Below are 18,878 nucleotides of genomic sequence, written 5' to 3'. Positions count from 1 at the left end.
CGTATCTCTAATGAAATTTCACATCACGAATGTTCAAATAATAGGTCACGTTTCCTTTCCAATGATTTTCTTCTACGGTAAAAGCAATGTCGAAATTTTTAGTTTTGAAATCATCCATATATTGCCCTAATTTAAAGCCAATACATTCTATATTTCTACCAGAAACCGGTTGATGAATATAGAATTTTAGGTGATTTCCGTCTTTTCCCATTTGTTTTACGTAACCAGAAACTTTTTGGTTTCTCAGTTCTAAAACAGGCTTCATATTGTGTGGACCAAAAGGTGATAATTTTCTATGAAAATTAAAGAAATCGCGGTTTAAATCTTCTATTTCAATGACAGAATCTATCGTAATGGAAGGGAATTTTTGGTGTTCTTGAATTTTTTCGGCCACTACTTTTTCAAATTTTTCTTTGAAAGCTTCAAATTTATCTTTTTCCATCGAAAGTCCAGCCGCAGCTTGGTGTCCCCCGAATTTTAAGAAATATTCACTACAAGCTTCTAAGGCTTCGTGCACATCAAAATCTGAAACGCTTCTCGCAGAAGCTACCATTTCGCCATTGTTTCCATCGGTGAAAACCAAAGTCGGTTTGTAGTACACTTCCGTCAGTCTAGAAGCTACAATCCCGATAACGCCTTTGTTCCACTCATTGTGATAAACCACAGTGGTGAAATTATTTTCTTGCTGGGTTTCGATGACTTGGTTAAAGGCAGATTGAGTAGTATTAGCGTCTAATTCTCGTCTGGAATCGTTGAGGTTTAAGATGTCGTCTACAATTTGATGAGCGTGTTTCAAATTGTCTGAAATCATCAGTTCTACCGCGGCTTTTCCATGAGAAATTCTTCCTGCAGCATTGATTTTCGGAGCAATTTCGAAAACGATGTTAGAAATATCAAACGTAGCAATTTTTTCTTCAGGAATCAGAAGTCTTATTCCTAATTTTCTGGTTTTTCTTAAGGTTTTTAATCCCAATTTTGCTAGAACTCTATTTTCGCCAGTCATTGCTACAATATCTGCCGCAATAGAAATAGCGAGTAAATCGGTAAGTTCATAGAGTTCGTTTTCTGGAATTTTATAAATCGTATTTAAACCTTGACATAATTTAAAGCCCACTCCACAACCAGAAAGTTCTTTGTAAGGATATCTGCAATCGGTTCTTTTCGGGTCTAAAACGGCAAAAGCTTTTGGTAATTCTTCGCCGGGTAAATGGTGGTCGCAAATAATAAAATCAATGCCAAGAGAACTGGCATATTCTATTTTATCTAAGGCCTTAATTCCACAATCTAATGCGATGATAAGTGAGAATCCGTTTTCTTTAGCGAAATTAATTCCCTCATCAGAAATTCCATACCCTTCAGAATAACGGTCTGGAATATAGAAATCTAAATATTTTTTTTCTACAATTTTAGAAAGATAAAGATACATGAGCGAAACTGCAGTAGTTCCGTCTACATCATAATCGCCGTAAACCAGGATTTTTTCGCCATTTTCTATTGCAGAAGCAATTCTATCTACTGCCAATTGCATATCTTTCATCAAAAACGGACTGTGAATGTCTTCTAATTTTGGTTTGAAGAATTCTCTGGCTTTTTGGTAATCATCAATGCCTCTTAGAACCAAAATTTTTGATTCTAAAGTCCCGAAACCAATTGAAGAACTGATGCTGTCTACAATTTCTTCATCAGGTGCTGGTTTATATATCCATTTTTGGCTCATAAATGCAAAGTTAGAAATTTAAATTCATTTAAATTAGAATAGTTATAAATTATGTCTATTGACTATTATATACAAGATAATTTCTATTTTTGTTTAAACTAAAAATCATGAAATTTATTTCAGTTGTTCTTCTCGGCTTTTTTACATTTTTTATGTCTTGTAGAGAACTTCCAGAGCAAATTAATTCACCTTTTCAAGGAAATTGGAGTGGAGATTATCAAGGTGCAGAAAATGGAACGTTCACTTTTAAGATTACTCCTGAAGGAAACATAGTAGGCTCCAAAATATCTACTTCTAAAAATTATTCTGAAGAATTTTTAGGCTATATTTTTGCTGATGGAGAATTTTCTTGCAATACCAGAAATGGATTTTTGTTCAAAGGGAAAATTACAGATGTAAATGCTAAAATTTACTCAGGAAATTGGACGCAGAATTTCAACAATACGACTTTTCAAGGAACTTTCACTTTTAAGAAGAATTAAATCAACGTTAAAAAAATAAAAACCGCTCAAAATTTTGAGCGGTTTATTTTTTACATTAGCCTTTCAGCTTAAGAATACATTTGTTGTTGTAATTCTTTGATTTTTTTGTCTTCTAGATATTCATCGTAAGTCATATCTCTATCGATAACACCTTTTGGCGTAAGTTCTATGATTCTGTTACAAACCGTTTGAAGCATTTCGTGGTCATGAGAAGCTAATAAAATGTTTCCTTTGAAATTAGACAGTGAGTTGTTCAGTGTAGTGATACTTTCTAAGTCTAAGTGGTTGGTTGGTTCGTCTAAAAGTAAAACGTTTGCTTTTTGAAGCATCATTCTAGAGAACATACATCTCATTTTTTCACCTCCAGAAAGTACGGTACAAGATTTCAGTGCTTCGTCTCCCGAGAATAGCATTCTGCCAAGGAAACCACGCATGAATTCTTCGTGTCTTTCTTCATCATTTTTAGTGAATTGTCTTAACCAGTCTACTAAATTTAAGCTCTTATCTTGAAAGAAATCAGTATTGTCAAGAGGCATGTAAGATTGGTTCGTTGTAACTCCCCAATTGTATTCTCCTTTATCTGCAGTTGCATTTCCAGAAATAATTTCGAAAAATTCTGAAATTGCCAAAGAGTTTTTAGAAATGATAGCTACTTTGTCTCCTTTCTTTAACTTAATATCTACGTTAGAGAAAAGCAATTCGCCGTCTTTGGTTTTTTCTAAATCTTTTACTTCAAGAATTTGGTCGCCTGCTTCCCTTTCCATTTCGAAAATAATTGCAGGATAACGTCTTGAAGTAGGTTTTATATCATCAATATTCAGTTTTTCAATCATTTTCTTTCTAGCAGTTGCCTGTTTTGCTTTAGCAACGTTAGAACTGAATCGAGCAATGAAATCTTGTAATTCTTTTTTCTTTTCCTCAGCTTTTTTATTCGCTTGTTGACGTTGTCTTGTTGCTAACTGAGAAGCTTGATACCAGAAAGAGTAGTTACCTGTATAAAGGTTTAATTTAGAATAATCTAAGTCACCAATGTGCGTACAAACGGTATCTAAGAAGTGACGGTCGTGAGAAACTACAATAACCGTATTTTCATAATCTGCTAGAAAATCTTCTAACCAAGCGATGGTGTCAATATCTAAGTCATTGGTAGGTTCGTCTAGAATCAAAACATCAGGATTTCCGAAAAGAGCTTGAGCTAATAAAACTTTTACTTTGTCTTTATTCTCGAGTTCTCCCATTAATTGCCAATGCATTTCGTCTTTTATTCCCACGTTAGAAAGCATGGTTTGCGCATCTGATTCTGCGTTCCAGCCTCCCATTTCGTCATAGATTACGCCGAGTTCTCCAGCTTTTATTCCGTCTGCATCAGAGAAATCCTCTTTAGCATAAAGTGCATCCATTTCTTCTTTGATTTCGAAGAGTTTTTTATTTCCTCTTAATACAGTTTCTAAAACGGTAAAATTATCGTAAGCAAAGTGATCCTGTTCTAGAACAGACATTCTTTTGCCAGGTTCTAGTGATACATTTCCTGTAGTTGGTTCTTGTTTTCCTGTTAAAATTTTCAGAAAAGTAGATTTTCCTGCGCCATTTGCTCCGATGATTCCGTAGCAATTTCCCTTGGTAAACATGATGTTTACCTCGTCAAATAAAACTCTCTTCCCGAATTGTAGTGATAAATTAGATACTGTTAACATATTGTTTCGTAAATTTGGCGCAAAAGTAAGAAAAGAATTTGGTATTTCGAGGCTAAGTTTCGGATAAAGAATGAATTATTATAAAGGAAAATAGATTTCTAGGGTGAGTAAATTGACCTTTAAAATTATTTGATTCATAAAAAATTAATAAATTTTAATAAATGATTATCAGTAAGTTGGTTATTTAATTAAATTAAAATGAGTGGAAAAACTAAATTTGGCACGTGCTTTGGTGCTTGTTTTAAGGTTTTTCAAGTCATTTGTCATTTTAATGAAGATTTCAGAATTCAATAAAAATGGTAAAATTTTATAAACTTTAATATAAATTATGTAAATTTATATTTTAGCAATAATTAGACATTTGCAGTATACAATGAAGATAGAAAAAACCATAAATATTTTAAATAAACGAGCAAAATTCGAATATGAAATTTTAGAACAGATAGAAGCAGGAATTGTTCTTACGGGAACCGAAATTAAAGCGCTTCGTTCTTCTAAAGCATCTATTACAGAGAGTTTTTGTCAGTTTATAGAAAATGAGCTATTCGTTGTGAATATGAGTATTGATGAGTATAGATTGGGAACTTTTTATAATCATAAAATCAAAAGAGAGCGTAAACTCTTATTACACAAAAAAGAATTGCAAAAATTTCAAAGAAAGTTGAAGGATGTAGGAATGACTATAGTACCATTAAAGCTATACATTAATGACAGAGGAAAGGCAAAAATGCTTATAGCACTAGGAAAAGGAAAGAAACTTTTTGATAAAAGAGAAACAATAAAAAACAGAGAAAATAAAAGAAATTTAGACAGAATATTAAAGAAAACCTAAAAAAACTTTGTTTTTAACGATATTTTGTGTTTATTTTGCATTATCAATTATTTAATCATTTAATTCTATGAAAAATCTAAAATTAGGAATTTCAGCATTGGCACTTACACTTGCCTCTACTGCTTTCGCTCAGACTACTTCTAACCCTTGGGTTATCGGAGTTGGTGCACATGGAGTGAATCATATGGGAGTTGCTAACGGTGGTGTTGGCAAAGTATTTGATAACTTTGATCAAGTTTTCACACTTAACAACTATACTATTACACCTCCTTTGTCAAAATTAACTGTTGCAAGAAACCTTAACAAGTATTTCGTTCTTGATTGGCAAACTTCAGTTGGAAATGTAGACAACAAGAGATTTGCAATGGGTAAAGAATTCTTCTTGCAAACAGGTCTTGGTTTGCAATTTAAATTTGCTAGCCTTTGGAATGAAGAATCATGGTTTGATCCGTATGCAAGAGTTGGAGCCAACTATTTAAGACATGATTATTCAGGTCTTACTTTCCCAAGTTATGATTATGCTAATGATGTATTAAGAGGGACTTATAATAGTGATGATGTAACTGGAAAAGCGAACCATTTCTCAGCTGCAGCGGGGTTAGGTGCAAATTTATGGTTGACAAAAAACTTTGGATTTAATTTACAAGGAGATTATGTTTCTACCCCTGGAAATAATTCAAACGTTGCAGATTTTTGGCAAGCTTCTGCTTCATTAATGTTCAGATTTGGTAACACAGATAAAGATAAAGATGGTATTAAAGATAAAGACGATGCTTGTCCAGACGTACCAGGTTTAGCTCAATTCCAAGGTTGTCCTGATACAGACGGTGATGGAGTTGCTGATAAAGATGATAACTGTCCAGAAGTTGCTGGACCAGTAGAAAATAACGGTTGTCCTTGGCCAGATACAGATGGTGATGGTGTTCTTGACAAAGATGATGCTTGTCCATCAGTAGCAGGTCCAGCTGCAAATAATGGTTGTCCTTGGCCAGATACAGATGGTGATGGTATCCTTGACAAAGATGATGCTTGTCCTACAGTTGCTGGTTTAGCTCAGTATAACGGTTGTCCTAAAACAGATAAAATTGTTGCTGATGAGGTTACTAAAGCATTAAACGATATCTTATTTGATTTCAACAAAGCTACAATCAGACCAGAATCTAAAGAAAAATTAGATCAAGCTGCTGCTTATATTAAAGATTTCCCTTCTGGTAAATTCTTAATTGAAGGTAGAACAGATAAAAAAGGTTCTGATGCTTACAACTTAAAACTTTCTAGACAAAGAGCTGCTTCAGTTGTTGCTGCTTTAGAAGCTAGAGGTGCAGCTCCTGAACAACTTAAATCAAGAGGTGTTGGTGAAGCTAAAGCTACTGTAGCTGAAACTGCATCAGATGCTGAAAGATTAACTGACAGAAGAGTAGTTGTAGAAGCTATTTCTGCTGCTGACTGGGATGCAATCCAAAAATCAGATGTTCCAGCTCCAAAAAAATCTAAAAAATAATCAATTATTTTAAGATAAATTTAAACACCCTTATTTTTAAGGGTGTTTTTTTGTGCTAATTTTCTTATTTTTGCAAACGTAAAATATCAAATTATGGGACGCGCATTCGAATATAGAAAGGCTTCAAAAATGGCTCGTTGGGATAAAATGGCCAAAACGTTTTCTAAAATTGGGAAAGATATCGCTATTGCAGTAAAAGCTGGTGGTCCAGATCCAGATTCTAACCCTGCTCTTAGAAGATGTATCCAAAATGCAAAAGGGGCAAATATGCCTAAAGATAATGTAGAAAGAGCGATTAAGAAAGCTTCTGGTGCAGATGCAGAACATTATGATGAGGTTACTTATGAAGGATATGGACAAGGTGGTGTAGCTTTCTTCGTAGAGTGTACAACCAATAACTCTACCAGAACGGTTGCAAACGTACGAGCGATTTTCAATAAGTTTGATGGTAATTTAGGTAAGAACGGAGAGTTAGCTTTCATCTTTGATAGAAAAGGAATTTTCACCATAGATAAATCTTTAATCAAAATGGATTGGGAAGATTTCGAGATGGAAATGATTGATGGAGGTGCAGAAGAAATTGATAGCGATGAAGAAGAAGTGATGATTACCACTGCATTTGAAGATTTCGGTTCTATGTCTCATAAATTAGATGAGCTAGGAATAGAAGCTAAAAGCGCGGAGTTACAAAGAATTGCAAATAATACCAAAGAAGTAAACGAAGAACAGTTCAAAGCCAATATGAAAATGCTAGAGCGTTTCGAAGATGATGATGATGTGCAAAACGTTTACCACAATATGGAAATTACAGACGAATTAATGAATTCTCTATAAAATTAAAAAGCCGCAAATTTTGCGGTTTTTTTTATTGAGGAAATACATCTTCTATATCTTTCATTCTCAGCATTACAGAACGAGCATAAGAACAATGTGGGATAATAATCCATTGGTTTTCTCTCGAAAATTCTATGCCATTTTCTACCAGTTTTTTCCCCATTCCTTGTCCCTCGAATTTAGGAAAAACCATTACATAAGAAATAATCAACGTGTTTTTCTCTGGCTGAATCGTATAAGTCAGCCTTCCAATTTCTTCGATTTCATTTTTAAGAGAAATAAAGCCTCCGTTTCCGTTTTTATGATTTTCAAAAGTTAAATTCATAATCTAAATTTTTATAAAAGTAAGAAATTTTAAAATTCGAACATCATATAATTGCATTTGATTAAATTTCCTTATAATTTAGCATTTCTGTAAATTATGAAAATTTCAAAATCACATCTTTTAGACGGAAAAACTATTTCTATCACCGGTTCGAAAAGCATCTCGAATCGATTACTTATTTTGGGCAAATTATTCGGAGATTTAAAAATAGAAAACCTTTCAAATAGCCAAGATACTCAACTTCTGCAAAAAGCACTCAATGAAGATTCTGAAACGGTAGATATTCATCACGCCGGAACTGCAATGCGTTTTTTGACCTCATTTTATGCCATTCAAGAAGGAAGAAAAACCATTCTTACGGGTTCGGAAAGGATGAAGCAAAGACCCATAAAACCATTGGTTGACGCATTAAGAGAATTAGGCGCGGAAATTAATTATCTGGAAAATGAAGGTTTCCCGCCTTTAGAAATTCAAGGAAAGAAAATTGATAAAAATTTCGTAAAAATTCCTGCCAATATTTCTTCACAGTTTATTACGTCATTATTATTGATAGGCGCAAGTTTAGAAAACGGTTTAGAAATAGATTTGCAAGGCGAAATTACCTCTCGTTCTTACATCAAAATGAGCTTAAAAATTTTAAAAGACATTGGAGTTGAAACACGTTTTGAAGGAAATACTATAAAAATATTAAGTGCGGCGTCGTCTTTATTGAATCAAAAATTAGATAGGCATTATCACTCTTCTAAGATTAAGCATTACACCGTAGAAAGCGATTGGAGTTCTGCTTCTTATTTTTATTCTTTGGTGGCGATTGGTAAAAAGAGAATTCATCTGAAAAGTTTTTACGCGTATTCTTTGCAAGGAGATTCTGCCTTGAAGGAAATTTATTTGAAATTTTTTGGAGTAAATACCATTTCTGATGCAGGAGAGAATAAAATTACATTACTTCCAGATACTCATTTTAAATATCCAGAAAAATTTGTTTTGGATATGAATGATTGTCCAGATATTGCACAAACGGTTTGTGTAACGTGTGTTGCGCTAAAATTACCTTTTGAAATTTCAGGTTTAGGAACTTTGAAAGTGAAAGAAACAGATAGATTGATTGCACTTCAAAATGAATTAGAAAAAATAGGTTGCAGAACAGAAATTACCGAAAACTCCATCAAATCTCTAGAGTTTTTTGAACCAACAAATGATATTTCTATCGCCACTTACAGTGATCACAGAATGGCGATGAGTTTTGCACCGTTTGCTTTGGTAAAAGAATTAGACATACAAAACGAAGACGTGGTAGAAAAATCTTATCCAGATTTTTGGACAGATTTTTTTGAGATTACGGAGAAATCGTAATGACTTTTTAAATAAAAATAATAGTCGATGACAATAATAATAACTGGAACTTCCACAGGAATTGGCTTTACACTCGCTGAATATTTCGGAAAAAAAGGGCATAAAATTTTTGGCTTAAGCCGAAAAAATGTGGAAAGTCAATATTTTACTTCGATTCCAACCGATATTACTGATAACACACAAGTTCAAGCTGCGATTTCAGAAATTCTAAAAACCGAAAGCAGAATAGATGTGCTCATCAACAATGCAGGAATGGGAATGGTAGGCGCTGTAGAAAATTCTACCAAAGAAGACATTCTGAAGTTATTCAACCTGAATTTAGTTGGATCAGTGCAAATGATGAGCGCAGTAATGCCAAAAATGCGTGAACAAAAATTCGGAAAAATCATCAATGTTTCGAGTATAGGTTCTGAAATGGGACTTCCGTTTCGTGGATTTTATTCGGCTTCGAAATCTGCGCTGGATAAAGTGGTAGAAGCAATGCGTTACGAAGTTTATCAATGGAATGTAGAAGTTTGCAGTTTACATTTGGGAGATATTAAAACCAAAATCGCAGAAAATAGAGTGAAAACTCAAGTTTCAGAACCGTATAAAAATGTTTTTGACAAAGTATATTCTTTGATGAATGCTCACGTTGACGAAGGAACCGAACCTTTGGAAGTGGCACTTTACATCGAAAAATTATTAGAAAAAAAATCTTGGAAAGCACATTATTATTTCGGAAAATTCGGGCAGAAAATTGGCGTTCCTTTGAAATGGATTCTTCCTCAGAAAACGTATGAAAATCTGATGAAAAAGTATAATAAAATGGATTGATTTCAGTTGAAAATTATGAATTGAAAGTTGAAAATTATTGAAGTTATTCTTTAAAATATTTTTTGTTCTGTATTGCGTTTTTTATAATGCGCAACAGAAACAATTCATCTTAATTGATCTACAAACAAAAAAAGAATTTGTAAAAAAAGACTCACTTTCTGCGGTGAAATTTCTAGATTCTTTGGCGGAAAACAATTATTATTTGACTAAGATTTTAAACGTTGAAAAAGTAGAGAAAACCACAAAAATCGTTTTTGACAAAGGAAAAAATTTCAATGAAGCCAAAGTGAAATTTTCGTCAGAAACTGTTTTGTTTTTGAAATCAAAACCAGAGATTTTTACCAAAAATTTAGATTCTCTCAAACAAGTTATCAATCAAAAATATACAGACGAAGGTTTTGCTTTTAACCGAGTGAAAACACAATTTTTAGGCTTTGAAAACGATGTTCCGAAAGTTGAAATCTCTATTTTTAAAGGTGATAAAAGAGTAATCAATGGTTTTGTTTTGCAAGGATTCACCAAAGTTCCGAAACGCTTTGTGAAGAATTTAGAAAAAGAATTTGTAGGAAAAACGTATGATGATGGTAATCTGCTCAAAATCAATTCGAGGCTAGATAATCATCCTTTTTTAATTCTAGAAAAAGCTCCGCAAACCCTTTTTACCAAAGACTCTACGCAAATCTACCTTACTTTTCAGAAGAAAAAAGCCAATAATTTTGACGGGATTATCGGTTTTGGGAATAATGATGAAAAGAAATTTACTTTTACGGGAAGTATTAATCTCAATCTGAAGAATGTTTTTAATAGTTTTGAGACCATTTCTTTGTATTGGCAAAGAAATCAACAGAGCGGACAAAACTTCGATTTACAAACCGATATTCCATATCTTTTTGGTTCTAACATCGGCACGAATCTCAATATGAATATTTACCGTCAAGATTCTACTTTTGCTAACGTGAAATTTCGTCCAGCGTTGTATTTTCATCTTTCGTCCACACAAAAAATTGGAGCGAGAGGAAATTTTGAAATTTCTTCGGTTTTAGATGACACTTATACTTCGGGACAAGACTTTAGCAAAAAAGGAGTTGGAGCTTTTTACGAATTTACAGAAACTTCCGAAGAGCCGCTTTTTGTTTACAAAACCAAAATTATTGGCGAGGCAGATTTACTCAGTTCTTTTTATCAAAATTTAGATAAAACTTTTCAACAAACCCGTTATTTTTTCTTTGCAGAGCGTAATTTTCATCTCAAAGGAAATCATTATTTCAATGTGAAAGCAGAATCTGCAATGCTGGATTCAGATGGAGAAATCACTACTAATGAACTTTTCAGAATTGGTGGTTACAATTCATTACGAGGTTTTAATGAACAGTCTCTTTTTACTGACTTTTATGCTTTTGGTGGAGTAGAATATCGTTATTTGGTAAGCAATCAAGCATTTTTTGATGTTTTTGGGCAATTGGCTAATGTTAGAAATTTTACACTCAAGACAACTTCTAAACTCTACAGTTTCGGACTGGGTTTTAATTTTTTGTTACCGATTGGTTTAATGACTTTTCAAATTTCCAACGGACAAGAATTTAATAATCCATTTAAATTCCAAGACACTAAAATTCATTGGGGAATCATCAGTAAGTTTTAAATTTCTCCAAAAAAATTCTCTAAATTGCTTTAAAATAAGGCGAAATTCCCAGAATGTTAATTTTTTTTAGAATCCTTGACTTTCTTCTAACAATTATTAACAGTTGAAAAAAAAGTTTAATAGAAGTTTAACTAATATTTTAGTTATCAACGTTTTATTTAGTCCGAAAAACAAAGTATTTTTGCTCCATATTTATGAAGCGAATTTTATTACTAAGCTGTTTGCTGTTTTTAACTACAATAAGCGCTCAAACTTTTTCTGGAACTCTATTTATGCGAGATAAATCTTCTTTCTATCTCAACCAGATTTATGTTACCAATCTCAATGAACAAAGAACTTATCTTACTTCTTATACTGGTGAGTTTAAAATTCCTGCAAAAGTAGGAGATGTAATAAGATTTACCTCAATTGTTTCGGAGCGAAAAGACATCAAAATTACTCCTCAATTGCTTGAAAATCCTCGAAATTTGATAGAACTCGAAGTGGCATACAGAGAAATTCAAGAAGTCATTTTGAGTAGATTTAAACCTACAGGAAATCTTAGAAAAGATGTTCGCACTTTAGATTCTAAAAAATCTTCTCTTGAAATAGCGAAAATAATAGGTTTACCAGCTCCAAAAGGCGATGGAACTCCGCCAATAACTCCAGTTGCAAGCTTAGCGAATGGAGGTTTAAGTATCGGTTTAGAAAGTCTTTATGATGTAATTTCTGGGCAAGCTAAGAAAAAACAAAGGCTTCAAGAATACGAAAAGATGCAGATTGGCATTAAAAATATTAAAGCTTATTTAGGCGATGATTATTTTACCAGATTAAAAGTTCCCGTACATTTAGTTGATAATTTTCTGCAATTTGTATATACTTCTGATAATTTGAAAATTTATTTAGATGTGGCTAATTATGAGGCTGTAAAAGTCTCTATAGAGAAATATTTGCCTATTTATCAAAAGAGATTACGAAACTCTCATCTTCAAGAAGTTTTAAATTAAACAATGATAGGGCAATTCCATCTTCCTAATTTTTATTAAATTTAAAATAATTATATCTTTGCTTTCTTAAAAATTGACATGTGGGGAAGAATAAAATAGCAAGATTTGAAGAAAATAGAAGACTTTCAAATGTAATACAACCAACTAGAGAAGAAGCTTTAGGTAATTTTGAACTAAAGGGAAAATGGAGAGAAAAGGTTTTTAAAAACGATAATCCTATTGTTCTAGAGCTTGGTTGTGGGAAAGGTGAGTATAGCGTAGGAATGGCAAAAGCTTTTCCTGAGAAAAATTTTATCGGAGTAGATATTAAAGGAGCAAGATTTTGGTTTGGAGCAAAAGAAGCAGTAGAAAAAGGTTTAAATAACGTAGCTTTTTTACGCACTCAAATAGAATTAATAGATTGCTTTTTTGATGAAAATGAAGTTGATGAAATCTGGATTACATTTCCAGACCCTCAGATTAAATACAGAAGAGGGAAGCATAGACTCACCCATCCAGATTTTTTAAATCGCTACAAAAAAATTCTGAAACCTTCCGCAATTATTCATTTGAAAACAGATTCTGAGTTTCTGCATGGTTATACTTTGGGGATTTTACAAGGATATGGCCACGAAATTCTAACCGCTCACCATGATATATATGGAGCGCCAGAATATGAACCAGATACTCTCTATCTAAGGGAAATAAAAACTTATTATGAGGAATTATTTTCTGCTAAAGGCAAAACCATTACCTATATTAAATTTAGATTGAATCAAAAATAAAAAAACTCTCAAGAATTTCTTGAGAGTTTTTTGTTGTATGATCTTCGAAAAATTATTCAGCGTCAAAGTCTTTATCTGCATCAGCAGTTACTTTTTCACCTTCTTTAGATTTTTCTTTATCAGCTTTTCTTTGAGATTGACCTTCTTTGATAGATTCTGATACTACAGAAAGGATCATGTCAATAGATTTAGAAGCATCATCGTTTCCTGGAATTACGAAGTCTACTTTTCTAGGATCTGAGTTAGTATCTACGATACCAAATACAGGAATACCTAATTTTTTAGCTTCAGTTACAGCGATGTGTTCTCTCATGATATCTACTACGAATACAGCAGAAGGAAGTCTAACCATGTCAGCGATAGAACCTAAGTTTTTCTCTAAGTTAGCTCTTTGTCTGTCTACTTGTAATCTTTCTTTTTTAGATAAAGTTTCGAATGTTCCATCTTTCTTCATTTTATCGATAGCGTTCATTTTCTTAACCGCTTTTCTGATTGTAACGAAGTTAGTTAACATTCCACCTGGCCATCTTTCAGTGATGTAAGGCATGTTAAGTTCTGATGCATGTTTTGCTACTACTTCTTTAGCTTGTTTTTTAGTAGCCACGAAAAGAACTTTTTTTCCTGCAGAAGTAATTTTTTCTAAAGCGTTGCAAGCTTCATCTAATTTCACTGCAGTTTTATGCAAATCGATAATGTGAATACCGTTTTTCTCCATGAAAATGTATGGAGCCATATTAGGATTCCACTTTCTAGTCATGTGACCAAAGTGTACGCCTGCTTCTAATAAGTCTTTAACTTGTGCTTTTGCCATTTTTTTAATTTTTGTTAGTTTACGTTCCGCTTTTAAGCAATCAACTTTACGTTGGATGGGAGTAAAGTTTGGGTGCTAAACATAACGGGCAATTTTTGTAATAATTTGTAAATAAACCGAGAAAAAAGATTAACGTTTTGAGAATTGGAATCTCTTTCTTGCTTTTTTCTGACCTGGTTTTTTTCTTTCTACCATTCTAGCGTCTCTAGTAAGAAGACCAGCTGGCTTAAGCGCTAATCTGTTTTCTTCATTAATTGCACATAGTGCTCTAGAAATCCCTAGTCTAATTGCTTCAGCTTGACCTGTAATTCCACCACCGAAAACGTTTACAGTAACATCGTACTGACCTACAGTTTCAGTTAATAAGAACGGTTGGTTTACTTTATATACTAACATGTCAGTACAGAAGTAAGTTTTTGCATCTTTACCATTTACAGTGATGTTACCAGTACCTGGTTTCACGTAAACTCTAGCTACAGAAGTTTTTCTTCTTCCAATCTTGTGAACTATAGACATAATTATTTAATTTCGTTAAGGTTAATAACTTTTGGTTGCTGTGCTTCGTGCTTATGCTCAGACCCAGCGTATACATACAAATTCTTGTAGATAACACTTCCTAATTTGTTTTTTGGTAACATTCCTTTTACAGATTTTTCTACCAATTTACAATTGTCTTTTTTGTGCACTTCTTCAGCAGTTAACGATTTTTGACCACCTGGATATCCAGTATGCCAAATGTATTCTTTGTCTGCCCACTTGTTGCCAGATAAAGCAACTTGTTCTGCATTCAAAACGATTACGTTATCACCACAGTCTACGTGTGGAGTGTAATTCGTTTTGTGCTTACCTCTCAAAATCTTTGCAACTTTAGAAGCTAATCTTCCTAACGGTTGCCCAGCTGCATCTACCACAACCCATTCTTTCTTAGCGGTAGCTTTGTTAGCTGATACGGTTTTGTAACTTAATGTATTCACTTATTATCGTTTACGATTAAACATAATTTTCCCCTAAAAAGGTGTGCAAAGGTATTAATTTTTTTTGGAATTGAAAAACTTTATCAAGATTTAAACGTAAATTTAACCTTAAAAAATTAATTTTCAATCTCTTAATGACTTGTTGTTTCTGAAACTTGCCAGTAAATAATACCCCACAAATACTATAGAAAACTTAAAAACAGAAGGTAAAGCCTTTTCTAAATCAAAAATGAAAGCGCCAATCAGTACTAAAAAAATCATCGCGCCAAAAGAAATTCCTAGTTTTTTCGGCAAAGAAATAACGGGATTGTCTAAATAAAAAGCCATTCCCCAAGCTAATCCGAAAGCAAAACTGTAAAAAAGTTCTAGCCATAATCCACCACTTTCTAATAAGAAATGATTAATTAAAAAACTGATTAAGGTTCCTGCTATCGTGTATAATAAAGCTCTCTTCATGTTTTAAAATTTTTACAAAAATACTTAATTTTTCAATTCTCGGGATTTTTCTATCTTTGAGACCTATCGAAAAGTTATTTATGGAAACCCAAAAATATCAACCTAACAACAAGGTAAGAGTAGTTACAGCAGCCTCACTTTTTGACGGACATGACGCTGCCATTAACATTATGCGAAGAGTGATTCAAGGAACAGGATGCGAAGTTATTCACCTTGGCCATGATAAATCCGCAGAAGAAGTAGTAAACTGTGCTATTCAAGAAGATGCAAACGCTATTGCACTTACGTCTTATCAAGGCGGTCACAATGAATATTTTAAATACATTTATGATTTACTTCGTGAGAAGAACTCTCCTCAAATCAAAATTTTTGGTGGAGGTGGTGGAGTAATTCTTCCCGAAGAAATTAAAGATTTAATGGAGTATGGAATAGACAGAATTTATTCTCCAGATGATGGTAGAGAAATGGGATTGCAAGGAATGATTGATGATTTGGTTCAGAAATCTGATTTTGCTACAGGCGAAAATATCACCGTTTCTGACATTGAAAATATCAAATTTGAAGATGCTAAATCTATCGCTCAAGTGATTTCTGCAGTAGAAAACTTCTCAGATGAGAAACCAGAATTGGTTGAAGCCTTAAAAGAAAAAGCAAAACATTTCAATATTCCCATCATCGGGATTACAGGAACTGGTGGCGCTGGTAAATCTTCGTTAACAGATGAATTGGTGCGTAGATTTTTAAGAGCAAACGCAGATAAAAAAATTGCGATTATTTCTGTAGACCCTTCTAAAAAGAAAACTGGAGGTGCACTTCTCGGCGATAGAATCAGAATGAATTCCATCAATGATTCTAGAGTTTACATGCGTTCTATGGCAACTCGAGAGAACAATGTTTCGGTTTCGCCTTACATTCATTCTGCATTAGATGTTTTAAAAATTTCTAGTCCAGATATTATCATTTTAGAAACTTCTGGAATTGGTCAATCTGGTTCAGAAATTACTGAAATTGCAGATGTTTCTATGTATGTAATGACGCCAGAATACGGTGCTTCTACTCAGTTAGAAAAAATTGATATGTTAGATTATGCAGATTTAATTGCATTGAATAAATCTGACAAAAGAGGAGCTTTAGATGCGATTCAAGCGGTGAGAAAACAGTTTCAGCGTAACCACCAATTGTGGGAAACACCATTGGAAGAAATGCCAGTTTTTTCTACGAAGGCAAGTCAGTTTAACGATTGGGGAACTACCGCTTTGTACAATGCATTGATTGAAAAAGTAAATGCTAAATTCACTTCATTAGATTTAAAATCATACGAAGAACAAAACGTTTCGGAAGAATCTACCATTATTCCTCCAAAAAGAGTTCGTTATCTTTCTGAAATCGTAGATAATAATAAAAATTACGACAAGCAAGTTGAGGAGCAAGCGCTAATTGCTAAGAAAATGTACCTTGTTGAGGGTGCGAAAGCGCTGATTACAGATGACGATCATACTACTGATAAACTTGAAAAAGTTTTCCTAAAAACCAAAAAAGAACTTTCGGAGGAAAACAGGTTGTTCCTTCAAGGTTGGCATCACTTCAAAGAAGAAATGCAACAAGATAGTTTCTCTTATTTAGTTCGTGGAAAAGAAATTAAGGTAGAAACCAAATATGAATCACTTTCGCATCTTAAAATTCCAAAAATTGCTTTGCCAAAATTCCAAGATTGGGGAGATTTAATTCGTTGGAAAGGTCAAGAAAATGTTCCAGGAGCGTTTCCTTATACATCGGGAATTTATCCTTTCAAGAGAACTGGAGAAGATCCTACCAGAATGTTTGCTGGTGAAGGCGGTCCAGAACGTACCAACAGAAGATTCCATTATGTTTCTGCGGAGATGCCTGCGAAAAGACTTTCTACAGCGTTTGATTCTGTGACTTTATATGGTCAAGATCCTGCTTTTCCACCTGATATTTACGGAAAAATCGGGAATGCGGGAGTTTCTATCGCGACTTTAGATGATGCTAAAAAATTATATTCAGGGTTTGATTTAATCAATGCATTGACTTCAGTTTCGATGACGATTAACGGTCCTGCTCCTATGATTTTGGCGTTTTTCATGAATGCAGCCATCGACCAAAACGTAGAAAAATATATTAATCAGGTTGAGGCAGAGGTTAAGGCAGAGTTTGAGAACAAGGTCGAGGCAAAGTTGAAAGAAAAATACGATGATAAAGGTTTAAAAAGACCTGTTTATAACGGTAATTTGCCAGAATCTAATAATGGTTTAGGTCTTAAATTGTTGGGTTTAACAGGTGATGAAATTGTAGATGCAGAAACGTATCAAAAGATAAAAGCAGAAACTATTGCAACGGTTCGTGGAACGGTTCAGGCGGATATTTTGAAAGAAGACCAAGCACAGAATACTTGTATTTTTTCTACGGAATTCGCTTTGAGATTAATGGGCGATGTTCAGGAATATTTCATTCAAAATAAAGTGAGAAATTTCTACTCTGTTTCTATTTCTGGTTATCACATTGCTGAAGCTGGCGCAAATCCAATTTCTCAGTTGGCGTTTACATTGGCAAATGGTTTCACGTATGTGGAATATTATTTGAGCCGAGGTATGAATATCAATGATTTTGCACCGAATTTATCTTTCTTTTTCTCTAACGGAATTGATCCAGAATATGCGGTAATCGGTAGAGTAGCGAGAAGAATTTGGGCAAAAGCAATGAAACTGAAATACGGTGCAGACGAAAGAAGCCAAATGTTGAAATATCATATTCAGACTTCTGGTCGTTCACTTCACGCACAAGAAATTGATTTTAACGATATCAGAACCACGCTTCAAGCGTTGTACGCAATTTATGACAACTGTAACTCGTTACATACCAATGCTTATGATGAAGCGATTACCACGCCAACTGAAGAATCTGTACGTAGAGCAATGGCGATTCAGTTGATTATCAACAAAGAATTAGGTTTAGCGAAAAACGAAAATCCGCTTCAAGGTTCTTTCATTATTGAAGAATTGACGGATTTGGTAGAAGAAGCAGTTTATGCAGAATTTGATAGAATTACAGAACGAGGCGGAGTTCTAGGAGCAATGGAAACCATGTATCAGCGTTCTAAAATTCAGGAGGAATCCATGCATTATGAATGGTTAAAACATACAGGAGAATATCCAATTATCGGCGTGAATACTTTCCTCGGAAAAGATGGTTCGCCAACGGTTTTACCAGGAGAAGTGATTCGTTCTACTGAAGAAGAAAAGCAATTGCAGATTCAGAATTTAGAGAATTTCCAGAAATCCAACGAAGATAAAATTCAAGAATGGTTGCAGAAACTTCAAATGGCTGCCATCAATCAGAAAAATTTATTCGAAGTGATGATGGAAGCGGTGAAATATTGTTCTCTTGGACAAATTACCAACGCACTTTTCGAAGTGGGTGGAAAATACAGAAGGAATATGTAGTTTATTGCTTTCTGCTTTCTGCAATTTGCTTTCAGCAAAATTTTGTATCAATAGAAACGGGCTTTAGCCCGTTTATGAAAAATGAAAATTCCTTTGGCTTTAGCCAAAATTTATAAAAATCTCCAGAAATTTCTGGAGATTTTTTTTGTATTTTGTCTTGTCCTGAAAAAAGTTGACTAAAAATTAGATAATATGTCAACAAAGAAGAAAATTTCAAAAATTCCAATTGC

Annotated in this window: 17 protein-coding genes; 10 read left to right on the top strand and 7 right to left on the bottom strand. The window is 33.7% G+C overall.

The features are described from left to right. Positions 1 to 7 precede the first annotated feature (7 nt). Positions 8 to 1,717 (bottom strand): single-stranded-DNA-specific exonuclease RecJ, encoded by a 1,710-nt coding sequence (recJ, locus tag QO190_RS11785; RefSeq protein ID WP_069800963.1) that lies wholly within the window; start codon positions 1,715 to 1,717, stop codon positions 8 to 10. A 107-nt stretch (positions 1,718 to 1,824) separates the two neighbouring features. Here recJ and QO190_RS11780 point away from each other — a divergent pair, with 107 nt between their 5' ends. Continuing rightward, on the top strand, positions 1,825 to 2,199 hold the full coding sequence (locus tag QO190_RS11780) for a hypothetical protein (protein ID WP_371462828.1): 375 nt from the start codon (positions 1,825 to 1,827) through the stop codon (positions 2,197 to 2,199). Between the two features lie 68 nt (positions 2,200 to 2,267). Here the strand turns inward: QO190_RS11780 and QO190_RS11775 are convergent, their stop codons facing one another. Beyond that, positions 2,268 to 3,893, bottom strand: coding sequence for an ABC-F family ATP-binding cassette domain-containing protein (locus QO190_RS11775; RefSeq protein ID WP_371462826.1), 1,626 nt, complete (start codon positions 3,891 to 3,893; stop codon positions 2,268 to 2,270). A gap of 373 nt (positions 3,894 to 4,266) precedes the next feature. Between QO190_RS11775 and smpB the strand changes: the two genes are divergently transcribed. The 3 genes from smpB to QO190_RS11760 all read left to right on the top strand — a co-directional run bounded on the left by smpB (position 4,267) and on the right by QO190_RS11760 (position 7,060). Next, complete coding sequence (smpB, locus tag QO190_RS11770) at positions 4,267 to 4,725, top strand: SsrA-binding protein SmpB (protein WP_371462824.1); 459 nt, start codon at positions 4,267 to 4,269, stop codon at positions 4,723 to 4,725. Positions 4,726 to 4,792: 67 nt separating this feature from the next. Further along, positions 4,793 to 6,226: an OmpA family protein gene (locus QO190_RS11765; protein ID WP_371462822.1), complete on the top strand. Its 1,434-nt coding sequence runs from the start codon at positions 4,793 to 4,795 to the stop codon at positions 6,224 to 6,226. Positions 6,227 to 6,319: 93 nt separating this feature from the next. Continuing rightward, positions 6,320 to 7,060, top strand: a complete 741-nt coding sequence (locus QO190_RS11760) for a YebC/PmpR family DNA-binding transcriptional regulator (protein WP_213189960.1) — start codon at positions 6,320 to 6,322, stop codon at positions 7,058 to 7,060. Between the two features lie 31 nt (positions 7,061 to 7,091). Here QO190_RS11760 and QO190_RS11755 read toward each other — a convergent pair whose 3' ends face one another. Beyond that, complete coding sequence (locus QO190_RS11755) at positions 7,092 to 7,385, bottom strand: GNAT family N-acetyltransferase (RefSeq protein WP_371462820.1); 294 nt, start codon at positions 7,383 to 7,385, stop codon at positions 7,092 to 7,094. Between the two features lie 96 nt (positions 7,386 to 7,481). Between QO190_RS11755 and QO190_RS11750 the strand changes: the two genes are divergently transcribed. The 5 genes from QO190_RS11750 (at position 7,482) to trmB (ending at position 12,946) form a co-directional block, all read left to right on the top strand. Continuing rightward, positions 7,482 to 8,738: a 3-phosphoshikimate 1-carboxyvinyltransferase gene (locus QO190_RS11750; RefSeq protein WP_371462818.1), complete on the top strand. Its 1,257-nt coding sequence runs from the start codon at positions 7,482 to 7,484 to the stop codon at positions 8,736 to 8,738. Positions 8,739 to 8,765: 27 nt separating this feature from the next. Beyond that, a complete protein-coding gene (locus QO190_RS11745; RefSeq protein WP_371462816.1) occupies positions 8,766 to 9,554 on the top strand; it encodes an SDR family NAD(P)-dependent oxidoreductase in 789 nt (262 codons plus the stop codon). Positions 9,555 to 9,756: 202 nt separating this feature from the next. After that, complete coding sequence (locus QO190_RS11740; RefSeq protein WP_371481336.1) at positions 9,757 to 11,196, top strand: hypothetical protein; 1,440 nt, start codon at positions 9,757 to 9,759, stop codon at positions 11,194 to 11,196. Between the two features lie 194 nt (positions 11,197 to 11,390). After that, the gene (locus QO190_RS11735) at positions 11,391 to 12,182 is read left to right on the top strand and encodes a hypothetical protein (RefSeq protein ID WP_371462813.1); all 792 of its coding nucleotides are present in this window, start codon (positions 11,391 to 11,393) and stop codon (positions 12,180 to 12,182) included. 80 nt (positions 12,183 to 12,262) lie between these two features. Then, positions 12,263 to 12,946, top strand: a complete 684-nt coding sequence (gene trmB / locus QO190_RS11730; protein ID WP_371462811.1) for a tRNA (guanosine(46)-N7)-methyltransferase TrmB — start codon at positions 12,263 to 12,265, stop codon at positions 12,944 to 12,946. A 52-nt stretch (positions 12,947 to 12,998) separates the two neighbouring features. On the opposite strand, the gene rpsB is transcribed toward trmB, so the two are convergent. From rpsB to QO190_RS11710, 4 genes are all read right to left on the bottom strand, one after another. Further along, positions 12,999 to 13,757: a 30S ribosomal protein S2 gene (gene rpsB / locus QO190_RS11725; protein WP_069800987.1), complete on the bottom strand. Its 759-nt coding sequence runs from the start codon at positions 13,755 to 13,757 to the stop codon at positions 12,999 to 13,001. Positions 13,758 to 13,886: 129 nt separating this feature from the next. Next, a complete protein-coding gene (gene rpsI, locus QO190_RS11720) occupies positions 13,887 to 14,273 on the bottom strand; it encodes a 30S ribosomal protein S9 (protein WP_069800989.1) in 387 nt (128 codons plus the stop codon). Positions 14,274 to 14,275: 2 nt separating this feature from the next. After that, entirely contained in the window at positions 14,276 to 14,731 is a 456-nt protein-coding gene (gene rplM / locus QO190_RS11715) for a 50S ribosomal protein L13 (RefSeq protein WP_069800991.1), read from the bottom strand. Between the two features lie 123 nt (positions 14,732 to 14,854). Beyond that, positions 14,855 to 15,187 (bottom strand): hypothetical protein, encoded by a 333-nt coding sequence (locus QO190_RS11710; RefSeq protein WP_104793893.1) that lies wholly within the window; start codon positions 15,185 to 15,187, stop codon positions 14,855 to 14,857. Positions 15,188 to 15,267: 80 nt separating this feature from the next. Here QO190_RS11710 and QO190_RS11705 point away from each other — a divergent pair, with 80 nt between their 5' ends. After that, entirely contained in the window at positions 15,268 to 18,648 is a 3,381-nt protein-coding gene (locus tag QO190_RS11705) for a methylmalonyl-CoA mutase family protein (RefSeq protein WP_371462807.1), read from the top strand. The last annotated feature ends 230 nt before the right edge of the window (positions 18,649 to 18,878 follow it).

It is taken from the genome of Cloacibacterium sp. Arc13, from assembly GCF_041431305.1.
Taxonomy (GTDB): Bacteria; Bacteroidota; Bacteroidia; order Flavobacteriales; family Weeksellaceae; genus Cloacibacterium; species Cloacibacterium caeni_B.
The sequence above is the reverse complement of the archived record's forward strand: the minus strand, read 5'-3'. Positions and strand labels throughout refer to the sequence as shown.